This window comes from Flavobacterium sp. JLP (genome assembly GCF_015350755.1).
In the GTDB taxonomy this organism is placed as follows: domain Bacteria; phylum Bacteroidota; class Bacteroidia; order Flavobacteriales; family Flavobacteriaceae; genus Flavobacterium.
The window spans coordinates 219,568-237,347 of sequence record NZ_JADKPS010000002.1; the positions used below are offsets into that span (position 1 = coordinate 219,568).

Below are 17,780 nucleotides of genomic sequence, written 5' to 3' on the forward strand. Positions count from 1 at the left end.
AAAAAAAACATTTATGACCGCGTTTCAAACAGGAAGATACTCAAAATATATCAGGCCAATTAGTATCTTAATCGATCTAATGGTTATTGCTGTTTTGAATTTTTTTGTTTTTCAAAAATTGGTTTCAAATTTTTGGCTATACATTTTATATCAGTATGCAGGATGGGGCTTAATTGCTTTTTCTATAAAGTTTTATGATGTTTACAGATTTACGACACCAATTGAAATCATTTCAAAAATAGTAAAGCAGGGAATTTTATTTCTCTTAATTGTAATTGCTTTTTTTCCGTTTTTTAAAGAAGCTGTTTTTAGCGAAACTGCGATTGCTTTGTTTATTTCTTTAGTGATTTTACTGGTAACGATTTTTAAATTTTCATTGTTTTTTTATTTAAAAGAATATAGAATAATAACGGGAAGCAATTATAGAACGGCTGTTATTATTGGGTTTACTCCAGAAGCAATTCGGCTTAAAGATCTTTTTGAAACCAGAAAAGATTACGGATATCGGTTTCTCGGATATTTTTCAGACAAAAAAGCCAATCAGAATATTGCCGGAAAATTAGCCGATTTAAAACCTTTTGTGATTGATAATTTAGTCGACGAAATTTATTGTTCTCTAAACGAAGTGTCCAACAATTATTTGAAAGATTTAATTGATTTTGCAGACGAAAACAATAAAACAATAAAATTTATTCCGGACACAAAAGAGATTTTTTCTAAGAATTTAAAGATAGATTATTACGATTTTTTTCCGGTGCTTTCGCTAAAGCAAACCATGCTGAATGAGCCCGCGATAAAATTTTTCAAACGTACTTTTGATGTTGTTTTTTCTATTTCTGTAATCGTTTTTATATTATCATGGCTTGGTCCGTTATTGGCGATTTTAATAAAGTTAGAATCTAAGGGGCCTGTTTTTTTCAAACAAGGAAGACCCGGAATTGATGAAAACGAATTTGTTTGTTATAAATTTCGTTCGATGCGAATTAATAAAACAACTGAAAAAGAGGCTTCTAAAGATGATCCACGTGTTACGACAATTGGTCGATTTATGCGAAAAACAAGTATAGACGAATTGCCGCAATTTGTAAATGTTTTATTGGGAGACATGTCTGTTGTGGGTCCGAGGCCGCATCTTTGGTCACAAAATAAAGAGTACGGCAATAAAGTAAAAAAATATATGATCCGTCATTGTGTTAAGCCAGGAATTACCGGTTTAGCTCAAGTCAGTGGTTTTAGAGGCGAAATTACAATGGAAAGAGATATGATTAACCGCATAAAATTTGATGTTTTTTATATCGAAAATTGGTCGCTTATTTTAGATTTAAAGATAATTTCTCAGACGGTAATAAACATTTTTAAAGGCGATAAAAAAGCATATTGATGAATGAATTAGTCTCTATTATAACGCCAACATTTAATACCGAAAAATACATTCGGGCAACTTTGCAATCGGTTATAGAGCAGAGTTATCAGAACTGGGAATTAATTCTGGTTGATGATGCATCTACAGACCAAACTGTTGCAATTATAAAAGAGTATGCTCAAAATGACAGCCGGATAAAACTAACTGAATTAACCAAAAATTCAGGAAACGGTTTTGCGAGAAATGTTGCCTTAGAAAAAGCAAATGGAAAATACATTGCATACTTAGATGCGGATGATTTGTGGTTTACGACGAAGTTAGAAAAGCAGATTCAGTTTTTAAAAGCAAACAATTTACCTTTCACTTTTAGCTTTTATGATTGTATCGATGAAGACGGAAATTCATTAAATAAAAGAGTAGAAGCGCCACTAAATCTCACCTACAATCAATTGTTTTTCTGCAATTATGTTGGAAATCTAACCGCTATTTACGACGCTGATTATTTTGGTAAAATTGTAATTAAAGCGACTCAAAAAAGACAAGATTGGCGTTTGTGGCTTACAATTTTAAAACAAATTAAACAAACAAAACCTGTTCCGGAACCTTTAGCCTTTTATAGAATAAGAAGAGATTCTATTTCTTCTTCAAAATTCAAATTGATAAAGCACAATTTTGGCGTTTATAGAGAATTCCACGGTTTCAATTTTGTGTTTTCTGTTTTGTTGATGACTCGGTTTTTGTTTACACAGTTGGTTATTAAACCAAGATATATAAAGAACATATAATTCTCCATCTTTTAGGTCGCAATTTGCGACAAACAGTTTTGTTCAAAATTTGAGATAACAAATTGTTACCTTGAAAAATATTATTTTTTATATCCAATTTTCACCCTTTTAGTTTCATCTTCCTTTTTATCAGTCAATTCATCTAAATAAGAAAAAACCAATTCAATATTTTTATCATGATTCTCTAATTTCTTCTGAATCTGAAGAATATCAACTTTAATTTCTGTTGTATCGAGAAGCATTTGCCTCACTTTCGTGAAAATACGCATGATTTGAATATTAGTTTGAATTGCTTTGTCGCTATTTAAAATACTTGAAAGCATTAATATTCCATGTTCTGTGAATGCCATTGGTGCATATCTTAAACCAATCTTATCAGAATTGGAGGTCGCAATTTGCGACCTCCAATTTTCAAATTCCTCTTTAGTTAATTCAAACATAAAATCCTCGGAAAAGCGATTTCGATTCCTTTTGACTTGTTCTTTTAATCGTTTTGTTTCTACTCCATAAAGTAAAGCCAAATCACGATCCAGCATCACTTTTTGTACGCGGATAAAATATATTTTATTAGAAATTGTTTCTTCAGAAAGTAAAGATTGATCGTCCATGAGTTTTTAAATAAAAAAACAAATGTAAGATTTTATTTATATTATAAATGAGATTTGAATTGCTTTAATTTGCCGCGATTGGTTCTTTCTAAAACTGTTTTTCTGGTAAAAGTGAAGTTTAAATTAGGTTCAAGATATAATGCAATTGCTTCTTCTATTTTCTGAATTTGATCTGAAACTAATGCTGTTTCAGCAACATATTCAATTTCAAAAGAATCTAATGTAGTTTGTTTGATAATAAATTCTTTTACGTTTCCGTCATCTTCAATAATACTTTTGGTTACGTAGTAAAACGTCAATCCAGGCGATTTTTTTCCGCTTGGTAAAATGGCTACGTCATTTGTTCTGCCAATTAGTTTTTTAAGAATTGGTTTTTGTAATGTACTTTTTTCATCTAAAATTCCAATATCGCCAATATCGTATCGAATAAAAGGATTTGCTTTATTGAATAGAGAACTAATGACAATTCGGCCCTCTTTCCCGTAAGGGAGAACTTTATTGTTTTCATCTAAAATTTCGACAAAAAGCGTTTCAGCATTAATTTGCCATTCGCCCTGTGGATTTTCAAAAGCAATTAAATCAAGTTCTGATGCACCGTATTCATTGATAATGGGAATGCCAAATTGCTTTTCTAAAAGTTTTTTATCCGATTCAAAAAGCATTTCTGAAGTCACAAAACAGGCTTTTAGTGTTGGACATATTTCATTTAAAACAATATTTTTCTTCTCTAGATATTTAGCAAATAAAACAATAGAACTCGTATAACCGTTGACATAATCGAATTTTTTCGATTTGAATTTTTTCAGAAATTTTTCTAATATTTCATCAGATAAATCAAAAACCGGAAATCGAAAACGTTGGCTTAGAAAATCCTTAAAACGTTCTTTTTGGTATCCAATAAAATCCATCGGAATGCCATAAAAACGCGCCTGATAAGAATGATTAAAATCGATCTCGAACCAGCCGAAACGCATAATATTTGAAGCCCAGGTTAAGGCATGTGAATACTTATCTTTAGCAAAAATAAAAGGAGTTCCGCTCGATCCAGAAGTTTTGTTGAGGTAAACATCTTTTAAAGAATACCCTTTTGAAAGCCTTTCTTCTAAAGGTTTTTGAAGATTCTGTTTGTTTAAAATTGGCAAATCTTCCCATTTCGGAGCAATTGTACTTCCAACTAATTCCTGATAAAAGGAATTGTTTTTAAGATGAAAATCGACAATTTCCTTTTTCTTATTCTGAAGAAAAACAGCATATTTATCTTCAGATAAATTCACAATTTGATACAATTCGGCTTTGGCTTTCTTTATCGGAAAACCATTTAATCGAAGTGTGATATCAAACAGACGAATCATTATATTTTTAGAACAATATTAATACTGCCAGCGGTCAATTCTTTTTCAGAATATTTTGAAAAATCCTGATGTAATTTTAAATTTCTGAACTTTTGTTCTTGAGGAGAATTTGGTCCAGGATTATCGTGAGAAATATAAACAATTTCTAAATCTAAAGATTTAAAAATGTCTAAATATTGAGGCAATCTCAAACGGTTATGATAATCAAACCGTGTTTGTATTTTATCCCATTCTTTAGAACTGTATTTTAAAAACTCCTGAAGAGATAACGATTGATCAGAAAAAGCCCTGTGATCGCTGGGAGAAATAAAATGAATAATGTAAGATCCTTTATTTAAGGACTGCTTAAATTTTTCATGCATTTTAAAAATATCTTCGGGTGTAACATGTTCTAAAACAAATCTTGAAAATACAATATCGACTTTTGGAATATTGGCGTTTATTATATTTTGAGAAGGAAAATAGTGAACATTTTCTGGCAAGGAATAAGAGTTGTTTGTGCTTACAGCAATATCATTTTTGTATGTTTTTGAAAATAATGAATTGAATTTTTCAATGTTTATTTTTTGGTAATGCTTATTAATATCAAAACTATAAATTTCTTTAAGCTTATATTTATAAAGTAATATATAGGGAGAAATTGGCAGCCATCCTGAACCAATTTCAATCGCCGATTTGTTTTGTAAATCGACTTTCAAATTTGCAAAGATGTTTCCAAAGGCGCTTAATGTATTTTCAGTACTTCTTAATTTTGCTTCAATATTTTTATTCTCAGAAACATTTTGTAATTGGTGATAGATTTTCGAACCTAAAGAATCCGGAAGAATACTCAGGGTTTTAAAAATATAGGTTTTTAAATAATGTTTCATGAGGTAAATTTTCATCAAAAATAATATTATCCAACTACTAACACAGAAGAATCACGAACTTTTTAAGATTTAATTATTTTTTACGTACAAAAGCAATTATTTTTGCACCACAACTAAATACAACTATACCATGACAATTTTATTATTGGGATCAGGCGGAAGAGAACATGCTTTTGCGTGGAAAATGATTCAGAGTCCGCTTTGCGAAAAACTTTTTGTTGCACCAGGAAATGCAGGAACAGCTGCAATTGCTACAAATGTTGCAATGTCTCCAACCGATTTTGATGCGATAAAAGCATTCGTACTTGAGGAAAATGTAAAAATGGTGGTTGTAGGACCAGAAGATCCTTTGGTAAAAGGAATTTACGATTATTTTAAAAATGACGAAAATTTAAAACACATTCCGGTAATTGGGCCATCAAAATTAGGAGCTCAATTAGAAGGAAGTAAAGAATTTGCAAAAGAATTCTTGATGAAACATAATATTCCAACTGCCGCTTATGATAGTTTTACGGCTGAAACAGTGGAAAAAGGATGCGAGTTTCTAGAAACGCTACAGCCTCCATACGTTTTAAAAGCAGATGGTTTAGCAGCAGGAAAAGGAGTTTTAATTATTCAAGATCTTGAAGAAGCTAAAACAGAACTTAGAAACATGCTGGTTCACGAAAAATTTGGAGCAGCAAGTTCTAAAGTTGTTATCGAAGAATTTTTAGACGGAATAGAATTGAGCTGTTTTGTTTTGACAGACGGAAAAAGTTATAAAATTCTGCCAACTGCAAAAGATTACAAACGAATTGGAGAAGGTGATACCGGATTAAATACAGGCGGAATGGGAGCAGTTTCTCCAGTTCCTTATGTTGATGCTGTTTTGATGGAAAAAATCGAAACTAGAATCGTAAAACCAACAATCGAAGGTTTCCAAAAAGACGGAATCGAATATAAAGGATTTGTGTTTATTGGTTTGATCAATGTAAAAAACGAACCAATTGTTATTGAATACAATGTGAGAATGGGAGATCCGGAAACGGAAGTTGTGGTTCCGAGATTAAAATCTGATTTGGTTGAATTGTTTCTTTCAGTAGCAAATCAAAAATTAGATGAATTCGAATTAGAAGTTGATCCAAGAAGTGCTACAACAATTATGGTGGTTTCTGGCGGTTATCCTGAAGATTTCGAAAAAGGAAAAGTAATTACAGGATTAGAAAATATTACAGATTCGATAGTTTTTCATGCAGGAACAAAATTAGATGGCGAAAATGTCGTTAGTAATGGAGGACGTGTTTTGACAATTACATCATACGGAGACGATTTTCAACAGGCCATAAAAAAATCTTACCAAAACATAGATAAACTAAATTTTGATAAGATGTATTTTAGAAAAGATATTGGCTTCGACTTACTTTAAGAAAGAGTGAGCTGTAGTATCTTGATTTTCAGTTCCGGCGTCATCAAAAATGCGTAATTGTTTAATCCAATAAACGATTGCGCATGCGCAGATTATCATAAAAATCCAGTTAATTGTGTTTGCACCAAACCAAGTAATTAGTTCCAAACGACGCAAAAAGTCAAGAGGAGCAAACAAAATGTTAACGAATAAGTATTGTATTCCTTCAAAAAAAGCTGTCATAATTTATAAAATTATATGTTATTATTGTTTTTAACGCATTGAAGACAAAATTCAATTAATAGAATCTTTTTTCAACTTGTTGGTTTTTCCTTTTAAACAAGTATTATATTTACAATCACAAAAGTATAAAATATCCTTATGATAACAAGTGTTTTTAAAAAATCTACACCATTAAATTATTCATTGGTTGTAATTTTAATACTGGTTTTCTTTTTTCTGTTTCAAATTCAAGAACCATCTTGGGTAAGTTCTTCTTTTTTGGCTTTTCAAAAAATGAGTTTGCTGTGCTTTATTTTTGCTTCTTTTTTCTTAATTAATTTTATTGTAAAGAAGAACGGACTCAGCAAAGACAACGGATATACGATATTTTTCTATTTGTTGTTCCTTTTGTTTTTTCCTACCATATTTAATAACCCGAATGTAATATATGCCAACTTTTTTCTCCTGCTGGCACTTCGAAGATTAATATCACTTCAATCATTAAAAGCATCAAAAGAAAAGATATTCGATGCATCTTTTTGGATTTTAGTTGCTTCTTTATTTCAATTTTGGTGTATTCTTTTCCTAATTTTGGTTTTTATATCGATCATTTTTCACGTTTCTAGAGATTATAGAAACTGGGTTTTGCCCTTTATAGCGCTTTTAGCCGTTGCATCCATTTTTTATATGATCTCTTTAATTTTTCATTTTGATGCGTTTGAATTTTTCGAAAAACGCGCAGTAATGGATTTTAGGATCGATTATTTTAAAAATAATTACGAAAACGGAGCGCTTTCAATATATGTTGCCGTAGCCTTGTTTTTTGTAGTTTCGATTTTGACAACCTTATCAAACAGACCTCAAATTGTACATACTTCGTACAAAAAAGTAATCGCTTATTTTTTTATTGCTGCTTTTGTTTTTATAATTTCTCCGAATAAAAGCAATGATTTGCTGCTGTTTAGTATTGCACCTTTAAGCATTATGGCATCGAGTCATGTTGAATATATGAAGCAGAGACTAAATAATGAGATCGTATTTTACGTGCTTACTGCCTGCAGTTTGTTTACGTTTTTCTCGCAATTATAATTTACTACCGTAAGCCAGATCGCCGGCATCTCCAAGACCAGGAACAATGTAGTTTTTCTCGTTTAATTTTTCGTCTAAAGCAGCAACCCACAAATGACAGTTATCGGGAAGATTTTTTTCAAGATAAGCAACTCCTTCAGGTGCAGCAATAACAACTACAATATGAATTTCATTTGGAGTAGCATTTTCAACCAGTTTTTTATGAACCGCTACAATAGATTGTCCCGTTGCCAGCATGGGATCAAGAAGCAGAACTGTTTTATTGTTTAAGTCTGAAATCGCTTGATATTCAACTAAAATTTCAAATTCGTCATCATTATTTGGATGAAATCTGCAGGCCGAAACAAAGCTGTTTTCTGCATGATCGAAATAATTTAAAAAACCATTATGAAGTGGCAGTCCAGCTCTTAAAATTGGACATAAAACCAAATCACTTTCTATTTGAGTTGTTTTTTTAATGCCGAGCGGTGTCTGAATTTCAACATCTTTATAAGGTAAAACCTTGCTGAGTTCATACGCCATAATTTCTCCAATTCGCTCAATATTTCTTCGAAAACGCATACTGTCTTTTTGAACATTTACATTTCTGATCTGGCCCAAAAAATGATTTAAAACGCTGTTATTTTCAGATATATAATGAATTTTCATATGTTATTTTTAGTATTATCAATGATTTGTAAGATGAAAACGAAAAAATAATCGTTTTTTTCACACTATAAAAGTATAAAAAGTATCTTTGTCTCTCTAATAATTAAAGACATGTTTTCAAAATTAGCTTATTCTGTTTTCGAACAAAGCATCAAAGATTATCATCAATTTGATAATGTTGATCAGCCTATAAATAATCCTTATCCTAAGGATAAATTTGAACATTTATTATATTTAAAAAACTGGATTGACACGGTGCAATGGCATTTTGAAGATATTATTCGTGATCCTCAAATTGATCCGGTAGCCGCTTTGACTTTAAAAAGAAGAATCGATGCTTCAAACCAAGAACGTACTGATATGGTCGAATATATCGACAGTTACTTTTTGCAAAAATACAGTAATGTACAAGCAAAAGACGGAGCAAAAATCAATTCTGAAAGTCCAGCTTGGGCTTTTGACAGATTATCTATTTTAGCTTTAAAAATTTATCATATGCAGGAAGAAGCTAATCGTGCAGAGGCTTCACAAGAACATAGAGATAAATGTCAGGAAAAACTAAACATTCTTTTAGAACAAAGAAGTGATTTGTCTACAGCAATTGAAGATTTATTGACAGATATCGAAAATGGAGATAAATTCATGAAAGTGTACAAACAAATGAAAATGTACAATGACGATGATTTGAATCCTGTTTTATATCAAAACAAAAAATAATTGGCAGAATTGTCCAATACAATTAAGCATATAGCCGTCATGAGACTATCCGCAATGGGAGATGTCGCCATGACGGTTCCTGTTTTACGTGCTTTTGTAAAACAGTATCCAGAGGTAAAACTGACGGTAATTTCTCGTCCGTTTTTTAAACCATTTTTTGAAGGAATTCCGAATCTTGATTTTTTTGCTTTTGATGAAAAAGAACGCCACAAAGGGTTTCTTGGACTTGTGCGTTTATATACCGACGTAAAAAAACTCAGAATTGATGCTTTTGCAGATCTTCATAATGTTTTAAGATCTAAAATTGTGAGTTTGCTTTTCGCTTTAAGCGGAAAAAAAAGAGCTACTGTTGATAAAGGCCGAGAAGGAAAAAAAGAATTAACGAGAGCCGAAAACAAGATTTTTAAACAATTGCCAACTATGTTTGAAAGACACGCAAAAGTGTTTGAAGAACTTGGTTTTCATTTAGATTTATCCAATCCTACTTTTCCTGAAAAAGCAGTTTTAAGTGCCGAAATTTTAGAAATTATCGGAAATCAAAATCAAAAATTAATCGGAATTGCACCTTTTGCGCAATACGATTCTAAAGTTTATCCGATAGATTTAATGAAAGAAGTTATTGCAAAATTGGCTGAAAATCCAGCTTATAAAATTTTGCTTTTTGGTGGAGGAAAAAAAGAAATCGAAATTCTGGATTCAATTTCAAAACCATTTGAAAATGTAATTAATGTAGCTGGAAAAATTAAATTTCAGCAAGAATTACAATTAATCAGCAATCTTGATATTATGCTTTCTATGGATTCTGGAAATGCACATATTGCCGCAATGCTGGGCGTAAAAGTAATTACACTTTGGGGCGCAACTCATCCGTACGCAGGATTTTTGCCTTTTAACCAAAGTTTAGAAAACGCATTAGTTTCAGACAGAAATCAATATCCAAAATTGCCAACATCTGTTTACGGAAATAAAATCGTTGAAGGTTACGAAAATGCGATGAGAAGTATTTTGCCAAAAGAAATAATTGACAATATTCAGAGTTTAGTTTAAATTTCAACAAAAAAAATCAAATTCCAAAAGTGAGGAATGTCAAAATAAAAAATTCCAAATCCCAATTGTAAAGTTGGAATTTGGAATTTTCTATTTTCACAAAGATTATAAATCAAGAAAAAGATATCCCATTGGTTTCTTTTTGTTTCTATCAACTACAATTTTAACAAAATGATTTTCTTTCTCAGTAGCTAACAAAATGTGTTCAAAATCATCGGTTGAATTTCTGTAAACTTTTTGTACCAATTCAGATTCTTTAACTTTTTTAGATAAAATTTTAGCCGCTTTTAATTCACTTACATAAGGCCAAATATTAAAAAAACTATCATTAGAAATTGATATTTCTGTCATTCCCCCAGTCATTGATGAATTGTACTTTTCTTTTGAGAGTAGTTTGGGAGCTTTCTTTTTTCTTTTAATTATGAAGTAGAGGCATAAAAATGATGTTACTACAAAAAGTAATATAAAAGTTAAACGGAGGTAGTGATGCATTGCCATAATATTTAATGTTTTAAAAACGTGTTGACAATTTAGATATAGCTGATAAATACGATCTTTATATAAAGAAAGTACATTAGCACAGTACTAATATAGTAAATTTATGCCATGTTTTTTAAAAAATATTCAATTTTCTGTATCATTTTTTGCCTATTATGCTTTTGATCAGAAAATACCCTTCAAAGATACCCTGCAAAATGAAATTTATAAAAAAGAGTTGTACAGGATTATAAAAAAAAATTCCAACTTATTAAGTTGGAATTTCTAATTTTTAATTTGAGATCTAACGATTATACATCATCATAATCTACATAAATAGATTCTGAAGTTGGATGTGCTTGACACGTTAAAATTAAGCCTGAAGCAATTTCTTTATCAGTTAAAATTGAGTTTTTTGTCATTTCTGCAGACCCACTTGTAACGCGTGCTAAACAGCTGCTGCAAATACCGCCTTGGCAAGAATACGGAGCATCAATTCCTTGTTTTAATGCAGCGTCTAGAATAGTTTGTTTTTGAGACATTTCAAAAGAAACTTCATCATCATCAACTAAAACCGTAATTTTTGTATGTCCTTCCAGCGAAGTTTTTATTTCATTTTCTTGAGATGAAGAAGTAAATAGCTCAAACTTAATAGCTGATTCTTTTACATTTTTCTCTTTCAAAATATCAGAAACGGTATTGATCATTTCTTCTGGACCACACAAGAAAAATTTATCAAATTGAAGTTCTTTATGTTTGTTGTTCAATACAAAATTTACTGCAGATTTTTCGATTCTGCCAAACAATGCATTTTCGGCTTTGGCCTGACTGTATACATAATGTACAAAAAGACGGCCGACATATTGCAATTGCAAATCGTGAAGTTCTTGATGAAAAATAGTTTCTTCAGGAGTTCTGTTTCCGTAAACTAATACAAATGAGCTTTTTGGCTCACTTTTTAAAACTGATTTTATAATAGAAAGAACTGGCGTAATACCACTTCCTGCTACAAAAGCAGCATAATTTTTTTGTCTTTCAGCATCTGGTTCAAAAGTAAATTTTCCTTCAGGATGACCTACTTCTAGAACATCTCCGGCTTTTAGTTTTGTATTGGCAAATTGAGAAAACAAACCATTTTTAACGGCTTTAACTGCAATTCGCAATTCACCGCTTTCTGGTGCAGAGCAAATAGAATAAGCACGTCTTATTTCTTGATTATCAAGAGTTAATTTTAAATTTATGTATTGTCCTGCAATAAATTTATAGTCTGATTTTAGTTCTTCGGGAACATTAAAAAGTACAGAAACAGCATCGTTAGTTTCGCGTTTTACCTCTTTAATTATGAGTTTTAAGAATGAAGGCATGGTTGTATATTTTATGCAAAAGTAGCAAACAGCAGTTAAATCACAGGCACTAAATTATTATTTTTAACTTTTTTTGTAACGTTTTCTTACATTTGATCTCTTACTACCAAACTCAAAACCAATTAACCATGATTAAAAAGTTTATTTATCTCGAATGGAAGGCCTTTACAAGATCGGCATCGTTTGGCGCAAACCTGGCGATGAAAATTTTAATCGGTTTTTTGATGGTCTACTTTTCGGTACTATTTATCGCGATGGGCGTAGGAGCATTTTATGTTCTAAAAAAAATGAATTTCGAACCATTAGTAACTGTCAATAAATTTTTGATTTACTATTTTCTGTTCGACCTTGTAATTCGTTTGCTTATGCAGGCAATTCCGGTGCTGAATATAAAACCGTTATTGGTTTTGCCTTTCAAGAAGCCCACAATTGTTCATTTTTCTTTAGGCAAAACAGCATTGTCTTTTTTCAACTGGGTTCATGCGCTTTTCTTTGTTCCTTTTTCGCTTGTGCTGCTATTTGAAGGATATGATATTCTAGGAATCACTTTTTGGCTTTTAGCGATTTTCTCTTTAATATATATCAACAATTTCTTGAATATCATTTTAAGTAATATCGACAAATTATTTGTTGTTTTTATCGGAATCGCGCTGGCTTTAGGAGCAGCACAATATTATAAATTATTTGATATTACGATTTTTACAACACCATTTTTTCAAGGACTTTATGCAAAGAAAGGCTTGTTTTTAATTCCAGTTTTGGTGCTTATCGGCTTATATCAGTTTACATTTAAATACTTCAAGAATAATTTATATTTAGATGCCGGACTTTCTAAAAAAGAAGATATAGCAACGACCGAAAATTTGGTTTGGCTAAATCAATTTGGAACTTTAGGAACTTTTCTTAAAAATGATATTAAACTGATTAAGAGAAACAAAAGATCTAAAACAACTATTTTTATGAGTGTGCTCTTTTTGTTTTATGGACTCATCTTTTTCGGGAATTCGCACCAGCCTCCAATCATGCACATTTTTGCAGGAATATTTGTTTCAGGAGGATTTTTGTTTGTTTTTGGTCAATTTGTACCAAGCTGGGACAGTTCATATTATCAATTAATGATGACACAAAACATTCCGTATCGCGGCTACATAACTTCAAAATGGTGGCTGGTTGTAATTGCTACTTTCGTTTCGACAATTTTGGCATCCTTCTATCTTTTTTACGGATGGGAAATTTATCTGACAATTGTAGTTGGTGCAATTTATAATATTGGAGTCAATTCGCATTTGGTTCTTTTAGGCGGCGCATTTACCAAAACGCCAATCGATTTGAGCAACGCCGGAGGTGCCTTTGGAGATAAAAAAGCATTCAATGTAAATGCCATGTTATTGACACTGCCAAAATTATTATTGCCTTTAGGATTATACGGAATCGGACTTTATTTGGGTGATAAAACACTGGGATTATTACTGGTTGCAGGTGCAGGAGTTTTAGGATTTATTTTTAGAAATAAGGTTTTCTCCTTAATCGAAAGAAGATACAAAATTGAAAAATACAGCACAATAAGCGCTTACAAACAAAAAAACTAATTAGAAAATTTGTCAATTAGAAAATTCTAAAAACTGAAACAAATTAACTATTAACCAAATCAATAATTAAACATATAAAAAATGATACAAGTAAACCAACTTTCAAAAATATATAACGGAACAACAGTTTTAAAGATTAATAATCTTGAAATTCCAAAAGGACAAAGTTTTGGATTAGTAGGAAATAACGGAGCAGGAAAAACTACTTTTTTCAGTTTGCTTTTAGACCTGATTCAGCCTTCTACCGGTCACATTACAAGCAATAATATTCAGGTAAATACAAGCGAAAACTGGAAATCTTTTACAGGATCTTTTTTAGATGAAAGTTTCTTGATAGGATATTTAACTCCTGAAGAATACTTTTATTTTATTGGAGATTTGCGTCATCAAAACAAAGCAGATATTGATGCTTTATTGGCGCAGCATGAAGAATTTTTTAATGGAGAAATTCTGAAAAACAAAAAATACTTACGCGATTTATCAAAAGGAAATCAGAAGAAAGTGGGAATAATTGCCACACTTATTGGTAATCCTGAAGTGGTTATTTTAGACGAACCTTTTGCGAATTTAGACCCTACAACCGTTAGCCGATTAAAAAAAATAATTAAGGATTTGGCAGAAAATCCAAACGTTACTGTTTTGGTTTCAAGCCATGATTTACAACACACTGTAGAGGTTTGCGATCGTATAGTTGCACTTAATAAAGGAGAAGTAGTAAAAGATATTCAAACATCAAAAGAAACCTTGCAAGAGCTGGAGTTGTTTTTTGCAGTATAACTTCTATTGTTTCAAAAAAGAAGCGTATTTTTACGAGTTCATTATACTAAAAAGCTATTTTCGAAGTTAAATGATTTAAAATCTTTTCTATTGAAAAAGAATACTCTAAAATATTGTTTTCCTGTTGTGTTTTTATTTCTTTTGATAGCTTGTTCTACCAAAAAAAATACTTTTGTGTCTCGAAATTCTCATGCGTTAAGTACAAAATATAACATTTTGTACAACGGAGGCATTGGCCTTGATAAAGGTTTAAAATCTATTCAAGGCAACAATCAGGATAATTTCTGGAAAATGCTTCCTATTGAAAAAATGCAGGTTGATGAAAATTTTTCTGAAGAAAAGAAGACAAAAAACCCTGATTTTGAATTGGCAGAAACTAAAGCAACAAAAGCCATTCAAAAACACTCCATGAATATTGGAGGACGCGAAAGAAACAGCCAAATTGATGAAGCTTATTTAATGCTCGGAAAAGCCAGATATTACGATCAACGTTTTATTCCAGCACTTGAGGCATTCAATTATATTTTATACAAATACCCAAACAGCAGTAATATTTATACGGCAAAAATCTGGCGTGAAAAAACAAATATGCGCTTAGGAAACGACGCAATTGTCTTAAAAAATATAAATAAATTATTAAAAAACACAGATCTAGACAAACAGACTTTTTCTGATGCAAACGCTTTATTGGCAGAAGCTTTTTTGAATTTAGAAGAAAGAGACAGCGCAGTTGCGAAACTTAAAATTGCAGAAGAATTTTCGAGAGTAAATGAAGACCGCGCGAGGTATCGTTTTATTTTGGGTCAGATGTATCAGGAAGCCGGAAAAAAAGACAGCGCTGCTTATTTTTATGACGGAGTAATAGACATGAACCGCAAAGCTGACCGTAAATACATGATGCATGCTTATGCGAAAAAAGCCCAGATGTATGATTATGAAAATGGCAATGACACCATTTTTTTAAAAACGTATAATAAGTTAGTTGCAGATCGTGAAAACCGACCATATTATGATGTGCTTTTTTATGAAATGGGAGTATTTTATGATAAAAAGAAAGACAACGAAAGCGCACTGAAATTCTATAATAAATCTTTAGGCAGAAAATCTAAAGATCCGTACTTGACAGCATCAGCATATCGAAATATCGGGAACATGTATTTTAAAGATACAGACTACACAATGGCTGCCAAATATTACGATAGTACACTAGTAAAATTAGACCCGAAAACGAGGGAATTTGCTCTTATCGAAAAAAACAGAAAAAATTTAGATAATGTAATTTTATACGAAGGAATTGCAAAACGCAATGACAGCATTATCAAAGTTCAAGGTTTGCCTGTAGCAGATAGAAAGGTGTACTTTGAAAATTATATTGCAGAGCTTAAAAAGAAAGATGAAGCAAAACGCATCTTTGAAGAACAAGAAAAAGAAAAATTGGCCAATGTTGAACGTAATACGAACGCCAGCAATATCCCAACTGCTGTAAATCCGCAATCACAAGCTAAAAATGATTTGACAGCCGGAGCATTTAATCCGCCGTCAGGAACTGAAACAGCGAGTACTTTTTATTTTTATAATCCAACAACAGTTGCTTATGGAAAACTGCAATTCAAAAAAATGTGGGGTAATAGAACTTTAGCTGGCAACTGGAGATTGGCTTCATTAAAATCAATTATCAATACTGCAATAAAAGACTCTTTAAGCATTCAACAAGATTCTATAAATGCCTTGAAGGATACAGTTGTAATAGAAAAGTACACTACGGAGTTTTACGAAAAACAGCTTCCAACAAGTCAGCTTGTTATGGACAGCATTGGAAAAGAACGCAATTTTGCGTATTACCAATTAGGACTTATTTATAAAGAAAAATTTAAGGAGTATAATTTGGCCAGCGATAAACTGGAGCAGTTACTGCGAAATAATCCAGATGAAAAATTGATTTTGCCTTCGATGTATAATTTGTATAAAATTTATCAGATTACAAATCCAGCAAAGGCCGAATCTGTAAAATTGGATATTACTTCGAAATATCCAAACTCGAGATATGCGCAAATTTTAAACAATAAAAATTCAGATGATTCGAATTTTTCACCTGAAAAAGAATATCAAAAATGGTACAAGCTTTATCAGGAAGAACAATTTGATGTTGTTTTAGATAATATCGATAATTTGATTAATCAATATGCTGGAGATGACATTGTTTCTAAATACGAATTGCTGAAAGCAAATACTTTAGGAAAAGTAAACGGTTTGGCAGCATATAAAAAAGCACTTGAAGGCGTTGCAGATAATTATCCGAATAGCGAGGAAGGAAAAAATGCAAGAGAAATTTTAGAGAAACAAATTCCGAGTCTAGAAAAACTTGATTTTACTGCTGTTGACGGTCATAGTTGGAAAATTATTTATAGAGTAGCGAATAATGATCTTAAAACGCGTAAAAAAATTGAGGAAGCAATTCGAGTATTCTTATTAGTTGAAAATTTCGAGAGACTAACAACTTCTTTTGATAAGTATAATAAAACAGAAAGTTTTGTAGTTATTCATGGTATAAAAACAGAAGCTTATGCCAGAGATCTTTCAGGAGTTTTTAGAGATGACAAAAAATATAAAATTTCAGATCCGGCAATCGTTATCTCAAGTGATAATTATACAATAGTACAAATCAAAAAAAATCTGGAAACTTATTTAGCCCCTAAAAATCCATAAATCATGTTTGATAAAGTCAAAAAAAACGGCACAGAGCAGTTAGGAAAAACCAACAGAATTGTTGAAGGAACTTCTATTATTGGAGACATTGTCTCTAAGGCCGATTTTAGATTAGACGGAGAATTGATTGGAAATTTTACATCACAAGGCAAACTTGTTATTGGCGCATCTGGAATTGTAAAAGGCGAAATCATATGCCACAATGCAGATATTGAAGGAGAGTTTCAAGGAAAATTAAAAGTTTTAGAAGTCCTTAATATAAAAGCCACAGCAAAAATTCATGGTGAAGTTGCTGTCGGAAAGTTATCCATAGAACCTGGAGCCGATTTTACAGCTACTTGTACCATGCTAACCAACACTAAAGAAGTAACCGTAAAAGATGGAAAAAGAGCCGAACAAAAACCAGTGGAATAAATGGATTGGACTTATCAATATTCCGGTTCAAATGGGAATTATTATTTTCGTGTTTTCTTATTTTGGCAGCTGGCTAGATGAAAATCATCCTAGTCCTAAAGTTTATTATAATACAATTTTTGTAATGATTGGCGTGGGACTCGCCTTATATAATGTTATCCGTCAGGTGAACGAAATCAATAAAAAGTAAAAAGTTTTTTAAAAACAGCTTTAAATAAATGTTGCATCTTTGCATAAATTTATTTCAAATGCTTTTAAAAAATTATAAACCTTTTGTACAATTATTCTTTTTCGCTTTAGCAGCCTACATTTTGCACAAAGCATCTTTTCTAGTTTTAAAAGTTAATCCCCTAAACTTTTATTATAGTC

General features: G+C 31.4%; 18 protein-coding genes. 11 read left to right on the forward strand and 7 right to left on the reverse strand.

Annotated elements, in window-relative coordinates:
• Positions 1-13 precede the first annotated feature (13 nt).
• Together IRZ83_RS06380 and IRZ83_RS06385 are read left to right on the forward strand one after the other, a co-directional pair.
• The gene (locus IRZ83_RS06380; RefSeq protein ID WP_194567591.1) at positions 14-1,381 is read left to right on the forward strand and encodes an undecaprenyl-phosphate glucose phosphotransferase; all 1,368 of its coding nucleotides are present in this window, start codon (positions 14-16) and stop codon (positions 1,379-1,381) included.
• On the forward strand, positions 1,381-2,148 hold the full coding sequence (locus IRZ83_RS06385) for a glycosyltransferase family 2 protein (RefSeq protein WP_194567593.1): 768 nt from the start codon (positions 1,381-1,383) through the stop codon (positions 2,146-2,148). The genes IRZ83_RS06380 and IRZ83_RS06385 overlap by 1 nt, the downstream gene beginning before the upstream one ends.
• 80 nt (positions 2,149-2,228) lie before the next feature.
• Here the strand turns inward: IRZ83_RS06385 and IRZ83_RS06390 are convergent, their stop codons facing one another.
• The 3 genes from IRZ83_RS06390 to IRZ83_RS06400 are packed head-to-tail and all read right to left on the reverse strand — an operon-like array spanning position 2,229 to position 4,977.
• Entirely contained in the window at positions 2,229-2,756 is a 528-nt protein-coding gene (locus IRZ83_RS06390; protein ID WP_194567595.1) for an ORF6N domain-containing protein, read from the reverse strand.
• Positions 2,757-2,797: 41 nt separating this feature from the next.
• A complete protein-coding gene (locus IRZ83_RS06395; RefSeq protein WP_194567603.1) occupies positions 2,798-4,108 on the reverse strand; it encodes a phenylacetate--CoA ligase family protein in 1,311 nt (436 codons plus the stop codon).
• Positions 4,108-4,977, reverse strand: a complete 870-nt coding sequence (locus IRZ83_RS06400) for a class I SAM-dependent methyltransferase (protein ID WP_194567605.1) — start codon at positions 4,975-4,977, stop codon at positions 4,108-4,110. The genes IRZ83_RS06395 and IRZ83_RS06400 overlap by 1 nt, the downstream gene beginning before the upstream one ends.
• Positions 4,978-5,107: 130 nt before the next feature.
• Between IRZ83_RS06400 and purD the strand changes: the two genes are divergently transcribed.
• Positions 5,108-6,382 carry a phosphoribosylamine--glycine ligase gene (gene purD, locus IRZ83_RS06405; protein ID WP_194567607.1) on the forward strand — a complete coding sequence of 425 codons (1,275 nt, stop codon included), beginning with the start codon at positions 5,108-5,110 and terminating at the stop codon, positions 6,380-6,382.
• On the opposite strand, the gene IRZ83_RS06410 is transcribed toward purD, so the two are convergent.
• Positions 6,374-6,604, reverse strand: coding sequence for a DUF6341 family protein (locus IRZ83_RS06410; protein WP_029271378.1), 231 nt, complete (start codon positions 6,602-6,604; stop codon positions 6,374-6,376). The genes purD and IRZ83_RS06410 overlap by 9 nt on opposite strands.
• 138 nt (positions 6,605-6,742) lie before the next feature.
• Between IRZ83_RS06410 and IRZ83_RS06415 the strand changes: the two genes are divergently transcribed.
• On the forward strand, positions 6,743-7,672 hold the full coding sequence (locus IRZ83_RS06415) for a DUF6427 family protein (RefSeq protein ID WP_194567609.1): 930 nt from the start codon (positions 6,743-6,745) through the stop codon (positions 7,670-7,672).
• Here the strand turns inward: IRZ83_RS06415 and upp are convergent.
• The gene (gene upp / locus IRZ83_RS06420; RefSeq protein ID WP_029271380.1) at positions 7,667-8,320 is read right to left on the reverse strand and encodes a uracil phosphoribosyltransferase; all 654 of its coding nucleotides are present in this window, start codon (positions 8,318-8,320) and stop codon (positions 7,667-7,669) included. The two genes, IRZ83_RS06415 and upp, sit on opposite strands and share 6 nt — an antisense overlap.
• Before the next feature lie 111 nt (positions 8,321-8,431).
• Here upp and IRZ83_RS06425 point away from each other — a divergent pair, with 111 nt between their 5' ends.
• Together IRZ83_RS06425 and IRZ83_RS06430 are read left to right on the forward strand one after the other, a co-directional pair.
• A complete protein-coding gene (locus tag IRZ83_RS06425) occupies positions 8,432-9,037 on the forward strand; it encodes a DUF4254 domain-containing protein (protein ID WP_029271381.1) in 606 nt (201 codons plus the stop codon).
• 39 nt (positions 9,038-9,076) lie between these two features.
• Complete coding sequence (locus IRZ83_RS06430) at positions 9,077-10,084, forward strand: glycosyltransferase family 9 protein (RefSeq protein WP_194567611.1); 1,008 nt, start codon at positions 9,077-9,079, stop codon at positions 10,082-10,084.
• 105 nt (positions 10,085-10,189) lie between these two features.
• Here the strand turns inward: IRZ83_RS06430 and IRZ83_RS19475 are convergent, their stop codons facing one another.
• Both IRZ83_RS19475 and IRZ83_RS06440 read right to left on the reverse strand, forming a co-directional pair.
• Positions 10,190-10,435: a hypothetical protein gene (locus IRZ83_RS19475; RefSeq protein WP_228515122.1), complete on the reverse strand. Its 246-nt coding sequence runs from the start codon at positions 10,433-10,435 to the stop codon at positions 10,190-10,192.
• A gap of 437 nt (positions 10,436-10,872) precedes the next feature.
• Positions 10,873-11,925 (reverse strand): ferredoxin--NADP reductase, encoded by a 1,053-nt coding sequence (locus tag IRZ83_RS06440; RefSeq protein WP_029271384.1) that lies wholly within the window; start codon positions 11,923-11,925, stop codon positions 10,873-10,875.
• 128 nt (positions 11,926-12,053) lie between these two features.
• Here IRZ83_RS06440 and IRZ83_RS06445 point away from each other — a divergent pair, with 128 nt between their 5' ends.
• The 5 genes from IRZ83_RS06445 to IRZ83_RS06465 all read left to right on the forward strand — a co-directional run bounded on the left by IRZ83_RS06445 (position 12,054) and on the right by IRZ83_RS06465 (position 17,601).
• Positions 12,054-13,514 carry a DUF5687 family protein gene (locus tag IRZ83_RS06445; protein WP_194567613.1) on the forward strand — a complete coding sequence of 487 codons (1,461 nt, stop codon included), beginning with the start codon at positions 12,054-12,056 and terminating at the stop codon, positions 13,512-13,514.
• Positions 13,515-13,595: 81 nt separating this feature from the next.
• Positions 13,596-14,291, forward strand: a complete 696-nt coding sequence (locus IRZ83_RS06450; protein WP_029271386.1) for an ABC transporter ATP-binding protein — start codon at positions 13,596-13,598, stop codon at positions 14,289-14,291.
• Between the two features lie 90 nt (positions 14,292-14,381).
• Positions 14,382-16,997 (forward strand): tetratricopeptide repeat protein, encoded by a 2,616-nt coding sequence (locus IRZ83_RS06455; protein WP_194567615.1) that lies wholly within the window; start codon positions 14,382-14,384, stop codon positions 16,995-16,997.
• A gap of 3 nt (positions 16,998-17,000) precedes the next feature.
• Positions 17,001-17,411: a polymer-forming cytoskeletal protein gene (locus IRZ83_RS06460; RefSeq protein WP_029271388.1), complete on the forward strand. Its 411-nt coding sequence runs from the start codon at positions 17,001-17,003 to the stop codon at positions 17,409-17,411.
• Positions 17,377-17,601: an AtpZ/AtpI family protein gene (locus IRZ83_RS06465; RefSeq protein ID WP_029271389.1), complete on the forward strand. Its 225-nt coding sequence runs from the start codon at positions 17,377-17,379 to the stop codon at positions 17,599-17,601. Before IRZ83_RS06460 ends, IRZ83_RS06465 begins: the two co-directional genes overlap by 35 nt.
• Positions 17,602-17,780 lie beyond the last annotated feature (179 nt).